The organism is Limisalsivibrio acetivorans, assembly GCF_000421105.1.
GTDB classification, from domain to species: Bacteria; Chrysiogenota; Deferribacteres; order Deferribacterales; family Geovibrionaceae; genus Limisalsivibrio; species Limisalsivibrio acetivorans.
Map to the genome: position 1 here is coordinate 315648 of NZ_ATWF01000002.1, position 15176 is coordinate 330823.

Consider the following 15176-nt stretch of genomic DNA (forward strand, 5'->3'; position numbering starts at 1 on the left):
ATTTTATAGTGATCAGCGTGTCAAGCATTATTTTATCCACAAGAATGTGGACAACTGTGGGAATAAAGGCAATGTAATGGGAAAAATCCCTATTATTTCAAGGTTCCCTTACATTTGATTAATTTTTAATCAGCGCACCGATAATCATTCTTATTACTACTTTTATTTAAAACAGCCAGCCATTTTTTCGAGTTTTCATTCATCAGTGAATCGTGGCTTGGGCTTGTTGTAATCAATGATAGTAAGTGAGCGGTACGTGAGCTAATTTCAGAGCATCCATCACATTCACCAATAACTAGATATGCTGTATATTCATAAAAATCACACGCACCCGCTTCATGACAGTACATCCCTAACAACACACAAAACTGTAGTCTGCATTAATAACCATCGTATTCGATCGGATCATGATTCCATGCTGTGTTTTGATTCTTATCTATATTCATTGCATAATCACTACTACTAACACGATGGACAGAACTAGTAGCAGGGTGTCCGAAAATATCCATACTACTCTGGCCTGTTTCAGGCTTTGATATTGTTCCTTATTGAGCAGGTATCCGCTCCACAGGAATGCTTTAATGGAGATGACAGTGACATGCACAACTCAGGCGGTCGACGCAACAGCCTCCAACAGCATAGTACATTCCTGAATTCCCATGATCCATCACAAATCGCAGCCATTCTGTTCAGCCAAAAACCAATAATCAGGTTTGCACATGTGGATCTTTAGATCGATACCTATATGCAGAATAATTTGGCAGCATGAAATGAACAATAGATGCCAATGCGGTTATGCTACCGGATGTATGATTCTACAACCTCGTTTGTAGATAATCGTGTACTTTAAAAATCATTATGATAGGCCGTAGCAGGAGTACTCATTTCCACATATTAAGCTGTCCGCATATATGTAAATTTATTTTACACCTTGCCTTACTTTCAGTTGACATTCTCAGTTGTAAACAAAAGTTTCGGGGTTCCATATACTTTTGAAAAAGGCTCTAAATATCCTGTTTGCCACTGTGGATAACATGTGGAATTCCCAGGTGCTGAAATGTAGTGTTTATGGGGATCCGCAGACTATGTCATATTTTAATCATATATATCTGAGTGTTACATAATACCCGCGCTTTAAGGGTATTTGTGGTGTCAAGCACTTTTTTCTCCACAGAATTGTTGATTACTTGTGTAGTTTCTAGTTTTTCAAGTCATGGATCCTGATTATTTGATGCCTCAGACTACTTGCCTATATTTTAATCACTTATAAGTTATCTGATATTTTTTTAATATTCTCAAATCTGCCATGGGAGAAGCACAGAGGCTATATAGAATAACCTGCTTTTTGCTGGTTGGGGCATAACAAATACTCGCCGATACAAACTTATCAGCAACAATTATTGCGATATCGAAAAAGGCCGCTCTCTAAGCGACCCTTTGTGTAATGTTATATAATCAGAGCCATTGCAACTTTTAGTCACAGATTACGGCAGATAAACAAATATAGCCCTATACTGATCAATCAGACATGAACCGCTCCAGACCAACCCACCAGGGTAACTGCCACAAACATACATTGCGCCAGCTGTTTAACCCTTTAGCATGCACTGAACCGTTCCAGACCAACCCGCCAGGGTAACTCCCACAAACATAAACTGAGCCAGCTGTTTAACCCTTTAGCAGACCTGAACCGCACCAGGCCACCCGCCGGGGTTTAGCCTAGACCGAAGTCCATGAGCAGCTTATCAATATCATCCTGAGATGTGTCATCACTCAATTCCGCATTTCCAGATTGAGCCTTGATAAGACCAAGTATTGCTCCGATCCTGGCGCCGATATCCTCCACAGAATTGATAACCTTGCGGAGCTTTTGCTCTGTGATATCCTGAAACTCGAGGGAGTGAAGTATTCCAAAGCCAAGATCCTCGGCAAGACCTATCTGACTCTCCATATAATCGAGCTTCTTTTTAACTGATGTTATATCCTTCTTATAGACAAGATCTTCAAAATCATCCACATCGCCAATAAACTCTGCATAGAAACTGGACATCTTATCGGCGGCCTCCATGAGGTTCATGGTTGCCTCTTCGGTGGTCTCGTTTACCTTTTCTAGTGATTCCACAACGACCGGCATGCTTTCCTTTGAGACCATAATGGTGGGATCCACTTCGTCCACACGCTCTTTAGTGTCCATTATCAATCGCACAAGTTCGCCCAGCTCACCTTTTATATCAACACCAAGGTCAACGGCATCCCCGTTTATTATCTTTTGGGTAAGATCACGCAAGTCATCTATGGAGTCGGTTTCAACGAAGAAGCCGTTTTGGTCTTTCTTTTCTTCTTCGGGAGTATCCTCAAAGGCGGCCTCGGCGGCCTCCTCCTCTGCAATATCTTCCGCAGATTCAGGTTCAGATTCGGAATCACCATTCTCGATTTCATCAAGAAGAACACCTAGATCATCGTCCATGACAGCGTCCGTATCTATACCGCCTGAATCATCAGTCCCTTCATCAAGTCCGATCTCTTCGGCCATCTCGGCCTCGGCTCTGGCCTCTTCCTCGTCTATTAACTGCTGTTTGGTTTTTTCTTCATCGGATGTGTCTTCTTCAAAGGTGGAGGTATCGGGCTCATCTTCCAACTGAGCGGCCATCTCGGCCTCGGCTCTGGCCTCTTCCTCGTCTATTAACTGCTGTTTGGTTTTTTCTTCGTCGGATGTGTCTTCTTCAAAGGTGGAGGTATCGGAATCATCTTCCAACTGAGCGGCCATCTCGGCCTCGGCTCTGGCCTCTTCCTCTTCAATCTTCTGCTGTTTTTCCTTGCCGGAAACGGTACAATAATCAGGTTGAATGACGGCATCGTCAAGGTCAGATTCGTCTTCAGTGGGCTCTTCCTGTTCAGCTTCCCCTAATTCTTCATTTTTTTTTTCAGCCTTTTTACGCTCGAGCATCTCTTCGGTTTCCTTTTCCCTCTTTTCAAGCTCTTTGGCTATGAGAGCGTCAAGGTCATCCTGCTCTACGTAATTGGCTTCATCACCGTTTCCAATCGTTTGGCTGAGTGCGTCTTCGAGAACTGCGTTCACCTCGTCGTCCGCATCTCCCTCAGCCTGATGAGATGCGGGCTCATCCTTTTTTCGTTCAAGCATCTCCTCGGTTTCTTTTTCCCGCTTTGCAAGCTCCTGGGCTATGAGGGCATCGATATCATCACCAACACCGTCATCAGCTCCCCCACTATCGGGCTCGGGTTCAGAAGAGGGTTCCGGTTCCGGCTCTTCTATGGCCTTTGGCTCATCCTCTTGAGGTGCTTCGCTTTCAACGCTCTTAGCAACCTCCTCATAGTTTACCTTAGGCTTTTCTTCAAGGGCGGGCTGGGAGAAGAATCTTCTTCTGAGGTCGCTGTCGACTGTTTTACCGTCGGCGATAACACTATCGATATCCAGAAGAATTATGAGTCGTTCCTCATATTTGCAGATTCCAAGGATATATTCCTGACCGATGGAGCCCACAAGGGGGGGCGTAGGCTCTACCATGCTTTTGTTGATTCTGATTACTTCGGTAACTTCGTCTACCACAAAACCGATGTTTTCGCTTTCGAAGCGGACAACGATGATCCTCGTTTCCTTGTCGAAATCCATTTTGTCGAGGGCAAAACGTACACGGAGGTCGATAACGGGGATAACCTTGCCTCTCAGGTTCATAACACCGAGAACAAAGGAGTCTGTTCGGGGAACAGCTGTTATCTCCACAGGCCTGATGATCTCCTGAATCTTGAGAACATCGATTGCATATTCCTCTTCGCCGAGCTTAAGCCCGACTAGCTGTATAATCTCTCCTTCGTCTATGGAGTCATCATAGTCAAGAGAAGGGTTAACAGGCTGCATATTGTCCATCGAACACCCCTTAAAGTTTTGCCAGTAGTTGTTTTCTCAGGTCATCAATACAAAGGCAGACATCTCTGCTCAAGTTGTTTATATAAAAAGGCTTTAGCTTTTTAACACTCTCACTCACCCTAATATCATAGGGTATGAAGCCTAATTTTTCAATATCTATGCTGAGATATTTCTTAGCAACATTCTCGAAACCGTAAAAGACATTAAGCTCTTTTTTCGTTTTCAGCATATTAAGAACAATACCTACTTTGTAGGATACAGCTATCTCTTCAACCTTAGGAATAAGCTTAACATCGATGGAGCGCATGGAATCCTTAATCGATGAAACGCTTGGATAATTCATACTCTTGCTTCTCAGTTTCTTGCAGATGTCCGCGAACCTGTAATCCTTACGGAGCAGCTGCTCAATCTTTCTGTAAAGAGCCACCTTAAGGAAGCCATAGGAGTTTTCAAGGCTTGTTGGCTCGCTGTTCATGAGCATAACCTTTCTATCCGCAGAGTTGAAAAAGTCTATCATATTATAGCTTGTTCCCGCTCCAAGATCGAGGATAACATGATCGTAGTCAAGGGCTTTAAGCTTGTTCAATACCTTCAGCTTTTCGTAGTTTGTAATGTGCGCCATTCCGAGGATATCCCCGGAACCGCCGATGAAGTCCACCTGTGCTGGTGTGTTCTGTATAACCTTGTCAATAGGCGCTTTCTCCTTGAGAAAGTCATAAAGCCCCACGCCGGGCACACGTATCCCCACGAAGTCATGTAGGTTTGCTCCGCCCAGATCAGCATCAACCAGTAAAACTCTGCTTCCGGCTGAGGAGAGGGCCATGGCGATATTCGAAGAGAAAAAACTTTTCCCCACGCCCCCTTTGCCGCTTGCTACAGAAATAATCTCTGCCATAACACCCACTTAAATGAAAAGAGAGTTGAGGCCTTAATATGCCTCACGATACTTTTTCACTATATAGTATATCAATAAATATGTAAAGATGCCAACAAGAAAGCCGAGCAGATGCGTACCCACCATAAATGGGGGGAGAAAGGCCTTTGCTGTGGTGAACAGATCGGTCAGGGAGAGGTTGCCAATGTCGATATTCAAATCTGCACCGTCCACGAAAAGCTTGCCGAACTTATAGCATGCAGCGTATATGAAAACCATTGTGAGAGGGTTAGTTATGTATGCCCCGAGCAGAAGAGGATACAGGGGAAGACTGAACACAAAGGAAGCCCCGATGGCAAGTGCTGTGTGCAGACCGAGATACGGCGAGAATCCGATGAATATACCAACGGCAGATGCCGCTGCAATCCTTGACGGGGAGCAGTCCAGCTGGATAAGTCTTCGGATTTTCGCTCTTAGGGCTTCGATAAACATTGGTCACCATACAAGTATCCCGATGCGAATAATGCGAAATAGAGTTCCCGGAGGAATTGTCGTCGGATTATATGCCAATGTTCATGAATATGGAAACGAAAATTTCAGCTAAGATTTTTGCGTCCGAATATTTCCAGGAGTTTACCACACAGCTTGAGCTCTGCCTTCTCGCACTCTGCCGGCTCATAGTCTTTATTATCTGCAACGTATAGCTTTCTTCCGGAATGAACCAAAAAGCGCCGTACCGTGAAATGCCCCCTAGCCGGTTTGAGGACAACTATGTCGCCGCTGCGGAGGTCTGCGGGGTCAACACTCCTCCATATAGCCACATCACCTTCCACAATTCCAGGTTCCATGGCATTATCATGCACAACAAAGGCGTTTGCACCTTTGTCTATAAAACGGGAGGGAAGGTTCACAATATCTTCGACTCGAGTTCGATAGCTGGTGTCCGGGCTTTCGCCGGGGCCTGGCATACCGTTCTCAAACATCTCCCCCTCCCCTTCAAGGAGCCACTCCTCGTTCACGTTATACATAACGCAAATATACTTAAGGTTTCGGGAACTGATATTGCGTTCTCCCGTTTCCCAGTTCTGCACAGAACGATGAGAGGAGAATATACTTTCTGCGAACTCTCTTTGGGTTAGACCGAGGGCTTTCCTCAGCTCTCTAATACGATTACCTACCATGTCACCACTGTCAGAAAAGATATTTAGCATAGAGCATTGTATTCACTATGTGACTCATCATAACAGAGAAACACCCCTTTGGGAATAACAGAAACGCAATTATCCCGACTTTTTTTAGTTATTTTTATGTACAAATCACCATCTCCTTCTTGACATGACACACTCATGGGTATATTCTTATCCCATAGAAACGCTATGTAAATATTGTACATTAAAAGAACATGCTTTTCAAACGTTTTGAAGACGTTCTGATAATGCACAATTAATAATATGCGCTTCGTGTACGTACGTCTGGCATTTTTAGTGATAAATTTGTTGCCTTAATGTACAATTATATATCTGAGAAATACCAAACGTGTATACCGTAGCTCCTTTTCAGCATATGAGGGCGGTGTATTTGACAAATATTTATGATGGTTTTGGGAAGTGGACCCCGTAAGAGTCGGTTTTATGATATCTCGACTAAAGGAGCTTTATTGAAGATGCACTGTGAAGAACCATGGCATTGGTAGATAAAGAACTGAAATCGGGATGGGGGGATTTGAACCCCCGACCTCTGGAACCCGAAACCAGTACGCTACCAACCTGCGCTACATCCCGATTAAGGGGAAGTAAATATCATAAGGAGCGGAGCTTGGCAAGAGCTAAATAAGTGGCTGAAACTACGCATACGCTGATTATCGAATCGGTGGATTGCGTAACTAAGCTGGATAACTTCGGTAGTCTGTGAGCAGAAAGTTCACTGTCAACCGCATGTTAAGTGTCTTCCGGCTATGGTTTAGGCAAGTTTATTTACACATAAATAATTATAAGGTAAGTTAAGACTATGATTGGAGAAAAATTAAGAAGACTGATTAAACGCAAAGGGATAAAGCAGGTTGATGTATGCCGCGCAGTGGGGCTCTCCCCATCTCGCCTTTCCAATTACCTCAGCGGCAGCCGTGAGCCCGACCTTGAAACCCTTAGCAAGATCGCCCGTTTCCTCGAAGTTAAGCTTGATTACTTCGCCTATGGCGACACAATCAAAAACAACAGAGAGATCGGCGAACGGATTAAGAAAGTGCGGGAAATGAGAGGGCTCAGCAAAAAGGATCTTTCAGACACCACAGGATACAACATGACATTCCTCGCCGGCATAGAGCTCGGGCAGGGGGAGTTTGAAAGGGAGACCATCGACACCATCGCCGAAGTCCTCAAATACGACGCAGATGAGCTTCTCGGTAAAGGGGAAAACATAAGCACAGAGCCCCAGCCCATGGTAGCCGAACGTGATAACGTTGACTACCTTCCAGGCTCGCCCCAGGCACAGCATCACCTTGAAGATGTGGCCGCCGGGAGAACCGATATACTCAAAACACCCTTCTGGGTTGTTGTGGGTGACGGCAGGTTTGCTCCGAAAGTCCACGAAGGCGAGCTTCTCTTCATTGAGAAACTGGTTACGCTCCCCTCAAACAGAGACAGCGTTGTTTATGTTTCCGGTGGAACGGTAAGGTACATGAGATGCTTTGAGAATGAAGACAGCATCCTGCTCACCCCCGAAACCAACACAGGGGAACCAGTCACCGTTCAAAAAGCCAGCGGATACGCCCCGGGAACCCAGTGCTATAGGGTGCACTGGCACGCCAGAAGACCCGAATAACAATCAATCAGAAAGGCGCTTTTCTACTGGCGTCTTTTTTCTTCGGCTAGTCATTCACAATTAAATATTTATATTGACATTTCGTGTATGCAGCCTTATTCTTTTTTTATGATAGGTAGCAGGCTCAAAGAGTTAATCAAACAAAACAACATTAAGCAGAAGGATCTTTGTGAGGCCACAGGCATCTCTTCCTCACGTATATCGAACTACATCCACAACAACCGCAACCCAGACCTCGAAACCTTGAGCAGGATAGCCGCATTCTTTAAGGTTGAGCTGGATTATTTCGTGCAGGATGTCTCGTCACCACCAACCCCTCCGGATATCCCCTCCCCGAGGGTGAAGCTCTCCAGGATCCTGCTCTCCAACAATCCCGGCATGCAGCCCCCTTTCTGGGTTGAGGTCGACATAGATATCCTCGAACCATCAATTCATTCCGGGCAAATCATGTACATTGACAGGGCCGCTCCACCCTTCGGTGACAGGGACTCCATACTCATGGCATATAACGGCAACGCCGGTATATACAAAGCCTATAGGGAAAACAGGAGAACTATCCTTAAGCCAGAATCGAGGGACACCGATCTCGTTATTATTCCAGATGATGAAAAAATGGATAAAAGTGATAAATTCTTCCGAATACATTGGGTAGCTGAAAAGATCTTTCCAGGCTGAATCCCAGCATCGAAACTCTTACCTGTTGACATGCGCTGTATTCCGTTTATTCTTATTATTAATTCGGGCTGAACACAAAACCCGCCTGTCTAAACACAATTTATATTTTAGCGGATTGCCATGATCATAAGACTTGATCCTAATGAAGAAAACGGAAAGCACAAATTGAGACGAGTTCCCTACACCATTATGGAAAAATCGGAGATGATCGAAAGAACAACCCTTTCAGAGGTTTTCGGCTGGAAGGAGATCCTTTCGCTATCTGAGTTTCTTGAGCCGCTTGAGCTTGACAGGGGGAATACGCTCTTTATTGAGGGTGAACCCGCTGAGGATATGTATATATTGGTCAAGGGTAAGCTGAGTATCTACAAGAAGGATTCGACGGATATCGAGAAACTTATCACAAGGATATCTGCGGGTAAGACAGTGGGCGAAATGGCTCTTTTAGATGGTCAGCCCCGCTCTGCAACAGCCAAGGCGTCCACGCTAAGCACGCTCATGAGGCTTTCCGGCGGTAATTTCAGGGTGATCATATCGGATAGGCCTAAGCTCGGGGTTAAGCTCCTTGAGTTCATATCAAAACTGATATGCAACCGCCTCAGAAGCACGAGTGGTGCGCTGGTGGATTTTCTGAACTAGTAGACCTCTTCCTCTGTGTTTGATTTCACAAGGTAATTTGCAATAAACCGGGTAAACATCTTTCTGTACTTTTCATCGAAGCCGGTGAACTCGATGGCCACATACCTGCTGATGTCATTGTTTATCTCGGTATCCGGTTCTATACGCCATGCTTTGCCCTCCACCTCAAATTCGGACAGGCTCTCATCCTCAGGATACTTGATAAGCATCATATATTTTTCATAGATAGTGATATTTTCATCGGTACGTATCTTCATACCGCCGATACCTACGTCGATGATCTCAGCCTCAAACAAACCGGAGCCGTCGTTACTCTTAAGCTCAACCTTGACGGGGAGATCCTCGAACCTGTGGTACCTTCTTCTTTCTCTCATAACCCATGCCCCTGTTTAATTGTGGAATCAGAATAGTAGACTATTATTGCACAGAAATCCGGCATTCCGCAAGCCGCAGAGCTATTCAAACTCGCAGTAACAGCGGTCGCCGTTACTGCGCATCTTCACCTGCAGGCTTTTCCCATCATTCATACGCACCCATTCACAGCAGACTATCTCGTAGCTACCTGTTATCAGCTGAACACTAATATGCGCATAGTTACAGTCGCATGAGTAGTTTTTGGAAGACACGGGCTTCATAAGTATATAATCATCGTGCCCTCGCACTGTGTTCTGAAGCCGAACGCCCATGATATACTTCGTACCGTTCTTGAAACTGAATCCTGCAAAGCAATCAGACGCAAAAACAGCCAACGATAAGAAAAGCGCTAATGAAAAAACCCTAACCATCCGCATCACCCTCACAAATGGTTATTTAGCATTAATCCTCCCCGTTGTGAAGACTTTCGTTAATCAAAGGTATGCCAAACCTCCTGCCAATCTCTTCAATATCCACAGGAACACCAAGTTTTATGGCATCGCTCACCACCTCCCATTCGGCGGAGCTTCCCCATTCGAAACTGAAAACAGGAACAGGAACACCTTTGCCGGCATTCAGCTCTGTAATCCATCTTATGAGTGTTGAGTTAAGTGTATCCGCAAGGGATACAGCAAGCTTCTCCGCCCTGGAGTGATATGTCTTTGAATGCTCCCTAGCTAGAGCCCATGAACCACCGGCTGAAGTGTCACTGGTAAGAATCTCTCCGGTAACCGCTTTTGATATTTCTGCATTGCAAAGATTGATCAGTTCGGAGAAATCAGCGGATGTCCCCCTGCTTTCAAGCACCTCAACCTTGTCCACATTTGCCATGGCGAGTGCCGCATCGTTTTGTATGCCGCTTAAAGATTCCGCAAGGGATGCCGCCCTTCTTCTTGCATCCTCATCGTCTATGCTGTCAAAGAGTGCCAGAACAGTGGGGACACCGTACTTCTCCGCCGCAGTAAGCCAGAAGCGGAAACCCGCCTTCTTAAACATCCAAGGCCAGTAGCATTTTGAAAGGATGGGGGAACCGTAGGGGTTCTCCCCCCTTGGCGAATGCCTGTGGACTATCACCTTATACTCCTCATCAATAACACTGCTCCCGGAGGCTCCGTCCATGAGCAGACCGCCTTCGGAATTGAATCCAAAACGCTCCTGCTTCCTGCCGAGAAGCTTCTCCGGTAGCATCAGTCCCCCTTCCCTCTTCCAGACTATCTCGGTTACGGAGAAACCATACTCCACAGCGCTGAGGATCTCCTCAAGATCACCACGAAAACCGTTTATACCTTCAACGGCCCTTCGAACCATCTCCGCAGTGCGCACAGCATCGTTACCCTGATCCGCCGGGGCAATACTCCACCCCCCTGAAAGCACCCCCTCTTTGAGTTGCTCCACCTTCGCTGAGATATGAGCATCGTTCATCATCTGGGCAAAGGTCTCCATTCGGACACCCCCCGAAAGAACCGTATCCGGATTGGGCATATATCCGAGAACGCTTCCTATCCCTGCCGGTCCTGTAACTGCTGTTGTCAGCTTTTTCATACTATCCCCCTTTAATATCCCTTCATTAACCCCGCAGAACTCCGCACCGCACCGGAGCTGAACCCTGCAGGGGCTTGTCTTTTCGCCATAAAGTTCAGAGCCTGGGTCATGGCATCCACCATGTCGTCATTCGCCCCGTCAGGAAAAGCCGCCGCCTCCTCCACAAGGCTCTGAACCCACTCCCCTTTCTCCGGTAGCCATACGTTGCCCGCTTCCAGAAGTGGCTGCACCACATAAGCCCTGGAGGTTTTGCTTCCCAAAGGCTGAACGGGTATGAGACCCGAAATCTCCCTTCCTAATGCACTGATAACGGCGGAGCCATTCGCCTTATCCTCAATATACTTGGCCTCCGCCTTAGGGTACTTCTCTGTCATCCTGCGTACAGCCCTGAGCGTCTCGGCGAAGTCCATCCTCGCCCTAACCATATCCACAAGGTAACGTGAGCTGCCGGAGGCGGCCCAGACCTGCCCAACCACATAGTCCGAACGCTCACCCCCCTTGAAGCTCATATCCCAGGACTGCGCAAAAAAATCGATCCTTGCCGGAAGAGTGCGATAGTACTGCCACCACTCCCTCCTGAAAACCGAACCTTCCTGGGGCGAGGGGGACTGCTGGTAAAGAGCATTCCACACCCTCTCTCCTACACTTTTGCGTATACGACCCAGATCCTCAGCTCCATACTTTTCCTTCCAAAGGGGCTCACCCGCTTTTCTGTATTCCTCATCAACTTCGGCAACGGCTGGGAAGGAGACCACCCGCCACTCATCGTCCCCCGAGGAGAGAAGCCGCCCGGCAAGGTCGTCCTCATGCCACCTTGTCTGGATTAGTATTATCCTTCCCCCCTTCTCCAATCGAGTAAAAAGGGTGGATTGATACCACTCCCAGACCTTCTCCCTGTAAGCAGACGACTCTGCCTGCTCGCTGTTCTTAACAGGGTCATCAATGATTATAAGGTCTCCGCCAAGCCCTGTTATGGAACCGCCTACACCAGAGCTTACATAGGCTCCTCCCCCTTCGGTTTCCCATTTACCCGCCGAAGAGAACCCCCTCCTCGGATGGACACCTGGAAAAACAAGCCGGGAGCGGGATGAGTCCAGAACATCCCTCACCCGCCTGCTGAAATGCTCCGCAAGCTCGGCACTATACGAGCATGCAATAATCCTTGCCTCCGGCTTCCTCCCGAGAAACCATGCAGGGAAGCGGACCGAGGCGAGCTCGCTTTTACCGTGTCTAGGGGGCATCATAACCATAAGCCTGTCCGTTTCACCCCGCTCCACCCTCTCCAGTTCTGTCGCCAGAACCTTATGGTGCCAGCTGGGCGCAAAGCGGGGGAAGCTGAGCATGGAATAGGCAGTAAGGCTGCTTCTTCCTTTGAGCAATGCCCTTATCTTAGGATCATTCTTCGTTATCAAGGATCCGCTCAACCTCATCATCCCCGATTAAGCCGAGGCCGTCGTAAAGGTCCTCTAAAGAGGTGCTTATGGAATCCTCCTTTACGATCTCCTCGGTTTTTGTAACCCCTATATCCCTGTAGTTTTTCACTGTTTTAGAGTGGATCTCCAGATCCTTCAGGTTTTCGCATTCATCAAGGAGCCAGTCCGCCTTTTCAAGCCCCTTAAGGGTGCTGTCGTGGATCGCATTCAGTATCTTTATGCGGTTCACCTTCACCCTCTCATTAGATCTCTGCCACCCCTCATCCGCTATCCTCTTCTGGATAGTCCTCTCAGTACAGCAGTATTTTCGGGCGAGACCTCCGGTGCTTTCACCGCTAATCTCAAAATCAGCCCGCATCTTTTCCCAGTTGATAGCCATTACTCCCCCGATTGAACAGATGGTTGTACACGCTGGTTTTATCTAACCGCTGGGGAAATATACAATAGAATGGAGTGTTTGATGTTCCGGTTTTATACCCGTAAATCAGGTGGTGGGGATAATAATATCGAACCTGGAGCCGGACTGGTCGGAAGAAGCCTCCAAAGAACCGCCAAAGTTCTCTTGGATAAGCCTTCGTGATACGTATAGGCCGATACCTTTGTCGTTGTCATAAAACCTGAGATTGTCGAAGAAATCATCGGGTCTTGTAAAGCTCACCGAACCGGTCTCTTCGCTCAAAGAAATGCGGTGCTGGGAGGGGGAGCTTATAAAAACAAAGGAGACAACGCCCGTTCCAGATTCTGTTTCATCAAGGGCTTTCTTAAACTGCATAAGGACATTAAGCAGTATCTGCTTTATTACCGAAGCCTCCCCCATAAGCATAACGCCTTTGGCGGAATCTATATCATCTTTTATCAGGATTCCATCCTTTTCATAGTAAACGGTGACAAAACTGAGTACCTCATCAAGTACTCCGTGCAGGGAAAACTCCTCCCCTTTTCTTTCTTCATCTATAAATTCTATGAACCGCCCCACAGCCTCCTGCATTAGCTTCAATTGCTCACGGCAGTTGCCGATGCATTCCTCCAGATAGAACTCGTCATACCTGCCCGAATCCATCTCATCCTTGATGTTACGCATATTTATATACATAAGGCTCAGGGGTTCCCGCCAGTGGTGAGAGAGAGAGTTAACCATCTCGCCTATGGAGGTGAGGCGTAGCTGCTGAACCATAAACTCTTTCTGGCGCTCAAGCCTGTGTGCCTCTTCCAGAGCCTGCTCCCTGAGAGCTGTATTGTATTCATTCAGCTTTGAATGAACTCCTTTCATAACAATGAGATGGGAGTTATAGGCCTCGGCTAGCTCACTGAGCTCAGATGTTTGAAAATCTGTCTTCTCAACTGTTCTGGACTTGCTGAAGCGGTCCATAAGCATCTCATAAGGTTTCTGGAACTTCATTCGAAAGTTGATGTAAAGGATTATAAGGCCGGCGAAAACCAGTATTGCCAGGATTACGGCATATATCATGGAGTTGTTCCATATACTGCTCACCATTGAGTCTGGAGAGAAGACCGTTTCATAAACGATCGCATCCCAAGGAAGACCGCTACTGTTCTCCATCCTCTTGAATATCCGATCATTCATAAAAAGCTCACCCTCTCTGGCCGCTTTTATAATGGACGAACGGAACATAACAGGTGTGCCGGCACTGCCGTATATTGGGTCTATCCGCTCATCACGAACGGAATAGATGTTGATATCTTTAAACATCTCCGATTCTGTGGAGAGCCTTGTGAGCCGCCTGTGGAGCTCATCAGCCGCAGAATAGCGTGTATATACATGCAGAAACATATCCCTGCTCTGCGACCATGAGAGACTCTGAACAATAGTGACTCCCACAGCAGGATAGTATTCATGCTTAAGCTTTGTTGCACCGCTGAACTGAACATCAACAAAATCCTCCGTGTTAAAGAGGGAGAACTCCTTTCGATCATCCCGCTCAGAGGAGTAGCCGTTTAGTCTTCGGATAGAGTTGTCGTAGACCTCAATATAAACAGGTCTGTCAATCTTCCCTGCGAGAGCACCTGCGGTATTAGAAAGCCAGTCGGACCTGCTAGATACCTCTGCGTTCAGTTTATTATGCGTACTCCGCAGCACTCCGGAAATAGTGCTTATCCTGACCTCGCTTAACTCCGAAGAGGTTCGCAGTGTTTCCTCTATAAGGCTTGAAACACCGGTATATGCTCCGGAGAGTCTGGAAAAAGCAAGCTTTTGGCTAAGATAGTGGTCAATTATAAGGAATGCTGTAACGGTAAAGAATAAAAGCAGAAAGCTGTGAAGAAGTATCTGACGAAGTGAATATGGTCTTAGTTTTGGCATTATTTCTCCGCTTTTTCGTTTCATGCTAAAAGAACCGGACCCCAACGGCCCGGTTCATCTCTGCTTTCTTTAATCTTAACAGACAAACGAAAAACCGGCAAATAACCAGTTAATACAAAAAATGATTAGACTAACGGAATGTTAGTATCTGGGTCTGCCCGCTCCGCCCTTTGAGTGAGCTTCGTTGACCCTGAGTGTTCTGCCGCCGAAATCTCTTTCGTTGAGCGCTTCCATAGCTTTTTCAGCATCTGCGTCTTCCATTTCCACAAAGCCGAATCCACGTGAACGTCCAGTTTCTCTGTCATTGATGATTTTGACGGAGATTACCTCTCCATAGCCGCCGAAAAGATCTCTCAGCTCATCTTCCGTAGAGTTGAAGGGAAGATTGCCGACAAAAATGTTCTTCATACAAAATACCTCTAAGATTTCTTGGAACAGGGCGCCGTCTATAGCCGGACGGTTAGATCGCAGGACGTAAGACAGGACATCACTGAACCATAAACAGATTAACACCATATCTGCATAAATCAACACTTTTTATCGGCATAATACGCTATCAGATGAAGAAATGGT

Annotated in this window: 14 protein-coding genes and 1 tRNA gene; 3 read left to right on the forward strand and 12 right to left on the reverse strand. The window is 46.6% G+C overall.

Annotation, left to right across the window (positions count from 1 at the left end; all coding sequences use genetic code 11):
• Positions 1-1714: 1714 nt before the first annotated feature.
• The 5 genes from K300_RS16630 to K300_RS0112750 all read right to left on the reverse strand — a co-directional run bounded on the left by K300_RS16630 (position 1715) and on the right by K300_RS0112750 (position 6541).
• Positions 1715-3886 carry a chemotaxis protein CheW gene (locus K300_RS16630; RefSeq protein WP_022852060.1) on the reverse strand — a complete coding sequence of 724 codons (2172 nt, stop codon included), beginning with the start codon at positions 3884-3886 and terminating at the stop codon, positions 1715-1717.
• A 10-nt stretch (positions 3887-3896) separates the two neighbouring features.
• Complete coding sequence (locus tag K300_RS0112735; RefSeq protein WP_022852061.1) at positions 3897-4781, reverse strand: nucleotide-binding protein; 885 nt, start codon at positions 4779-4781, stop codon at positions 3897-3899.
• Positions 4782-4814: 33 nt separating this feature from the next.
• Positions 4815-5252 carry a DUF2062 domain-containing protein gene (locus K300_RS0112740; protein ID WP_022852062.1) on the reverse strand — a complete coding sequence of 146 codons (438 nt, stop codon included), beginning with the start codon at positions 5250-5252 and terminating at the stop codon, positions 4815-4817.
• Positions 5253-5356: 104 nt separating this feature from the next.
• Complete coding sequence (locus tag K300_RS16410) at positions 5357-5941, reverse strand: helix-turn-helix domain-containing protein (RefSeq protein WP_022852063.1); 585 nt, start codon at positions 5939-5941, stop codon at positions 5357-5359.
• A gap of 526 nt (positions 5942-6467) precedes the next feature.
• Positions 6468-6541, reverse strand: a tRNA-Pro gene (locus K300_RS0112750).
• A gap of 226 nt (positions 6542-6767) precedes the next feature.
• Between K300_RS0112750 and K300_RS15660 the strand changes: the two genes are divergently transcribed.
• From K300_RS15660 to K300_RS16420, 3 genes are all read left to right on the forward strand, one after another.
• Complete coding sequence (locus K300_RS15660) at positions 6768-7580, forward strand: helix-turn-helix transcriptional regulator (protein ID WP_022852064.1); 813 nt, start codon at positions 6768-6770, stop codon at positions 7578-7580.
• A 108-nt stretch (positions 7581-7688) separates the two neighbouring features.
• A complete protein-coding gene (locus K300_RS16415; RefSeq protein WP_022852065.1) occupies positions 7689-8255 on the forward strand; it encodes a helix-turn-helix domain-containing protein in 567 nt (188 codons plus the stop codon).
• A 120-nt stretch (positions 8256-8375) separates the two neighbouring features.
• Entirely contained in the window at positions 8376-8894 is a 519-nt protein-coding gene (locus tag K300_RS16420) for a cyclic nucleotide-binding domain-containing protein (protein WP_022852066.1), read from the forward strand.
• On the opposite strand, the gene K300_RS0112770 is transcribed toward K300_RS16420, so the two are convergent.
• The 7 genes from K300_RS0112770 to rbp form a co-directional block, all read right to left on the reverse strand.
• Positions 8891-9268 (reverse strand): PilZ domain-containing protein, encoded by a 378-nt coding sequence (locus K300_RS0112770; protein ID WP_022852067.1) that lies wholly within the window; start codon positions 9266-9268, stop codon positions 8891-8893. The genes K300_RS16420 and K300_RS0112770 overlap by 4 nt on opposite strands.
• 81 nt (positions 9269-9349) lie before the next feature.
• A complete protein-coding gene (locus K300_RS0112775) occupies positions 9350-9643 on the reverse strand; it encodes a hypothetical protein (RefSeq protein ID WP_022852068.1) in 294 nt (97 codons plus the stop codon).
• A 67-nt stretch (positions 9644-9710) separates the two neighbouring features.
• Positions 9711-10850: a phage portal protein family protein gene (locus tag K300_RS0112780; RefSeq protein ID WP_022852069.1), complete on the reverse strand. Its 1140-nt coding sequence runs from the start codon at positions 10848-10850 to the stop codon at positions 9711-9713.
• 11 nt (positions 10851-10861) lie between these two features.
• On the reverse strand, positions 10862-12262 hold the full coding sequence (gene terL, locus K300_RS15675) for a phage terminase large subunit (protein WP_022852070.1): 1401 nt from the start codon (positions 12260-12262) through the stop codon (positions 10862-10864).
• Positions 12246-12662 (reverse strand): hypothetical protein, encoded by a 417-nt coding sequence (locus K300_RS0112790; RefSeq protein ID WP_022852071.1) that lies wholly within the window; start codon positions 12660-12662, stop codon positions 12246-12248. The genes terL and K300_RS0112790 overlap by 17 nt, the downstream gene beginning before the upstream one ends.
• A gap of 105 nt (positions 12663-12767) precedes the next feature.
• A complete protein-coding gene (locus tag K300_RS0112795; RefSeq protein ID WP_022852072.1) occupies positions 12768-14603 on the reverse strand; it encodes a sensor histidine kinase in 1836 nt (611 codons plus the stop codon).
• Positions 14604-14744: 141 nt separating this feature from the next.
• Positions 14745-15011, reverse strand: coding sequence for an RNA-binding regulator (gene rbp, locus K300_RS0112800; RefSeq protein WP_022852073.1), 267 nt, complete (start codon positions 15009-15011; stop codon positions 14745-14747).
• Between the last annotated feature and the right edge of the window lie 165 nt (positions 15012-15176).

Coding starts and splice junctions, on each gene's coding strand:
- K300_RS16630 (WP_022852060.1), bottom strand. CDS start 3,886: ATGGACAATATGCAGCCTGTTAACCCTTCTCTTGACTATGATGACTCC.
- K300_RS0112735 (WP_022852061.1), bottom strand. CDS start 4,781: ATGGCAGAGATTATTTCTGTAGCAAGCGGCAAAGGGGGCGTGGGGAAA.
- K300_RS0112740 (WP_022852062.1), bottom strand. CDS start 5,252: ATGTTTATCGAAGCCCTAAGAGCGAAAATCCGAAGACTTATCCAGCTG.
- K300_RS16410 (WP_022852063.1), bottom strand. CDS start 5,941: ATGGTAGGTAATCGTATTAGAGAGCTGAGGAAAGCCCTCGGTCTAACC.
- K300_RS15660 (WP_022852064.1), top strand. CDS start 6,768: ATGATTGGAGAAAAATTAAGAAGACTGATTAAACGCAAAGGGATAAAG.
- K300_RS16415 (WP_022852065.1), top strand. CDS start 7,689: ATGATAGGTAGCAGGCTCAAAGAGTTAATCAAACAAAACAACATTAAG.
- K300_RS16420 (WP_022852066.1), top strand. CDS start 8,376: ATGATCATAAGACTTGATCCTAATGAAGAAAACGGAAAGCACAAATTG.
- K300_RS0112770 (WP_022852067.1), bottom strand. CDS start 9,268: ATGAGAGAAAGAAGAAGGTACCACAGGTTCGAGGATCTCCCCGTCAAG.
- K300_RS0112780 (WP_022852069.1), bottom strand. CDS start 10,850: ATGAAAAAGCTGACAACAGCAGTTACAGGACCGGCAGGGATAGGAAGC.
- K300_RS0112790 (WP_022852071.1), bottom strand. CDS start 12,662: ATGGCTATCAACTGGGAAAAGATGCGGGCTGATTTTGAGATTAGCGGT.
- K300_RS0112795 (WP_022852072.1), bottom strand. CDS start 14,603: ATGCCAAAACTAAGACCATATTCACTTCGTCAGATACTTCTTCACAGC.
- rbp (WP_022852073.1), bottom strand. CDS start 15,011: ATGAAGAACATTTTTGTCGGCAATCTTCCCTTCAACTCTACGGAAGAT.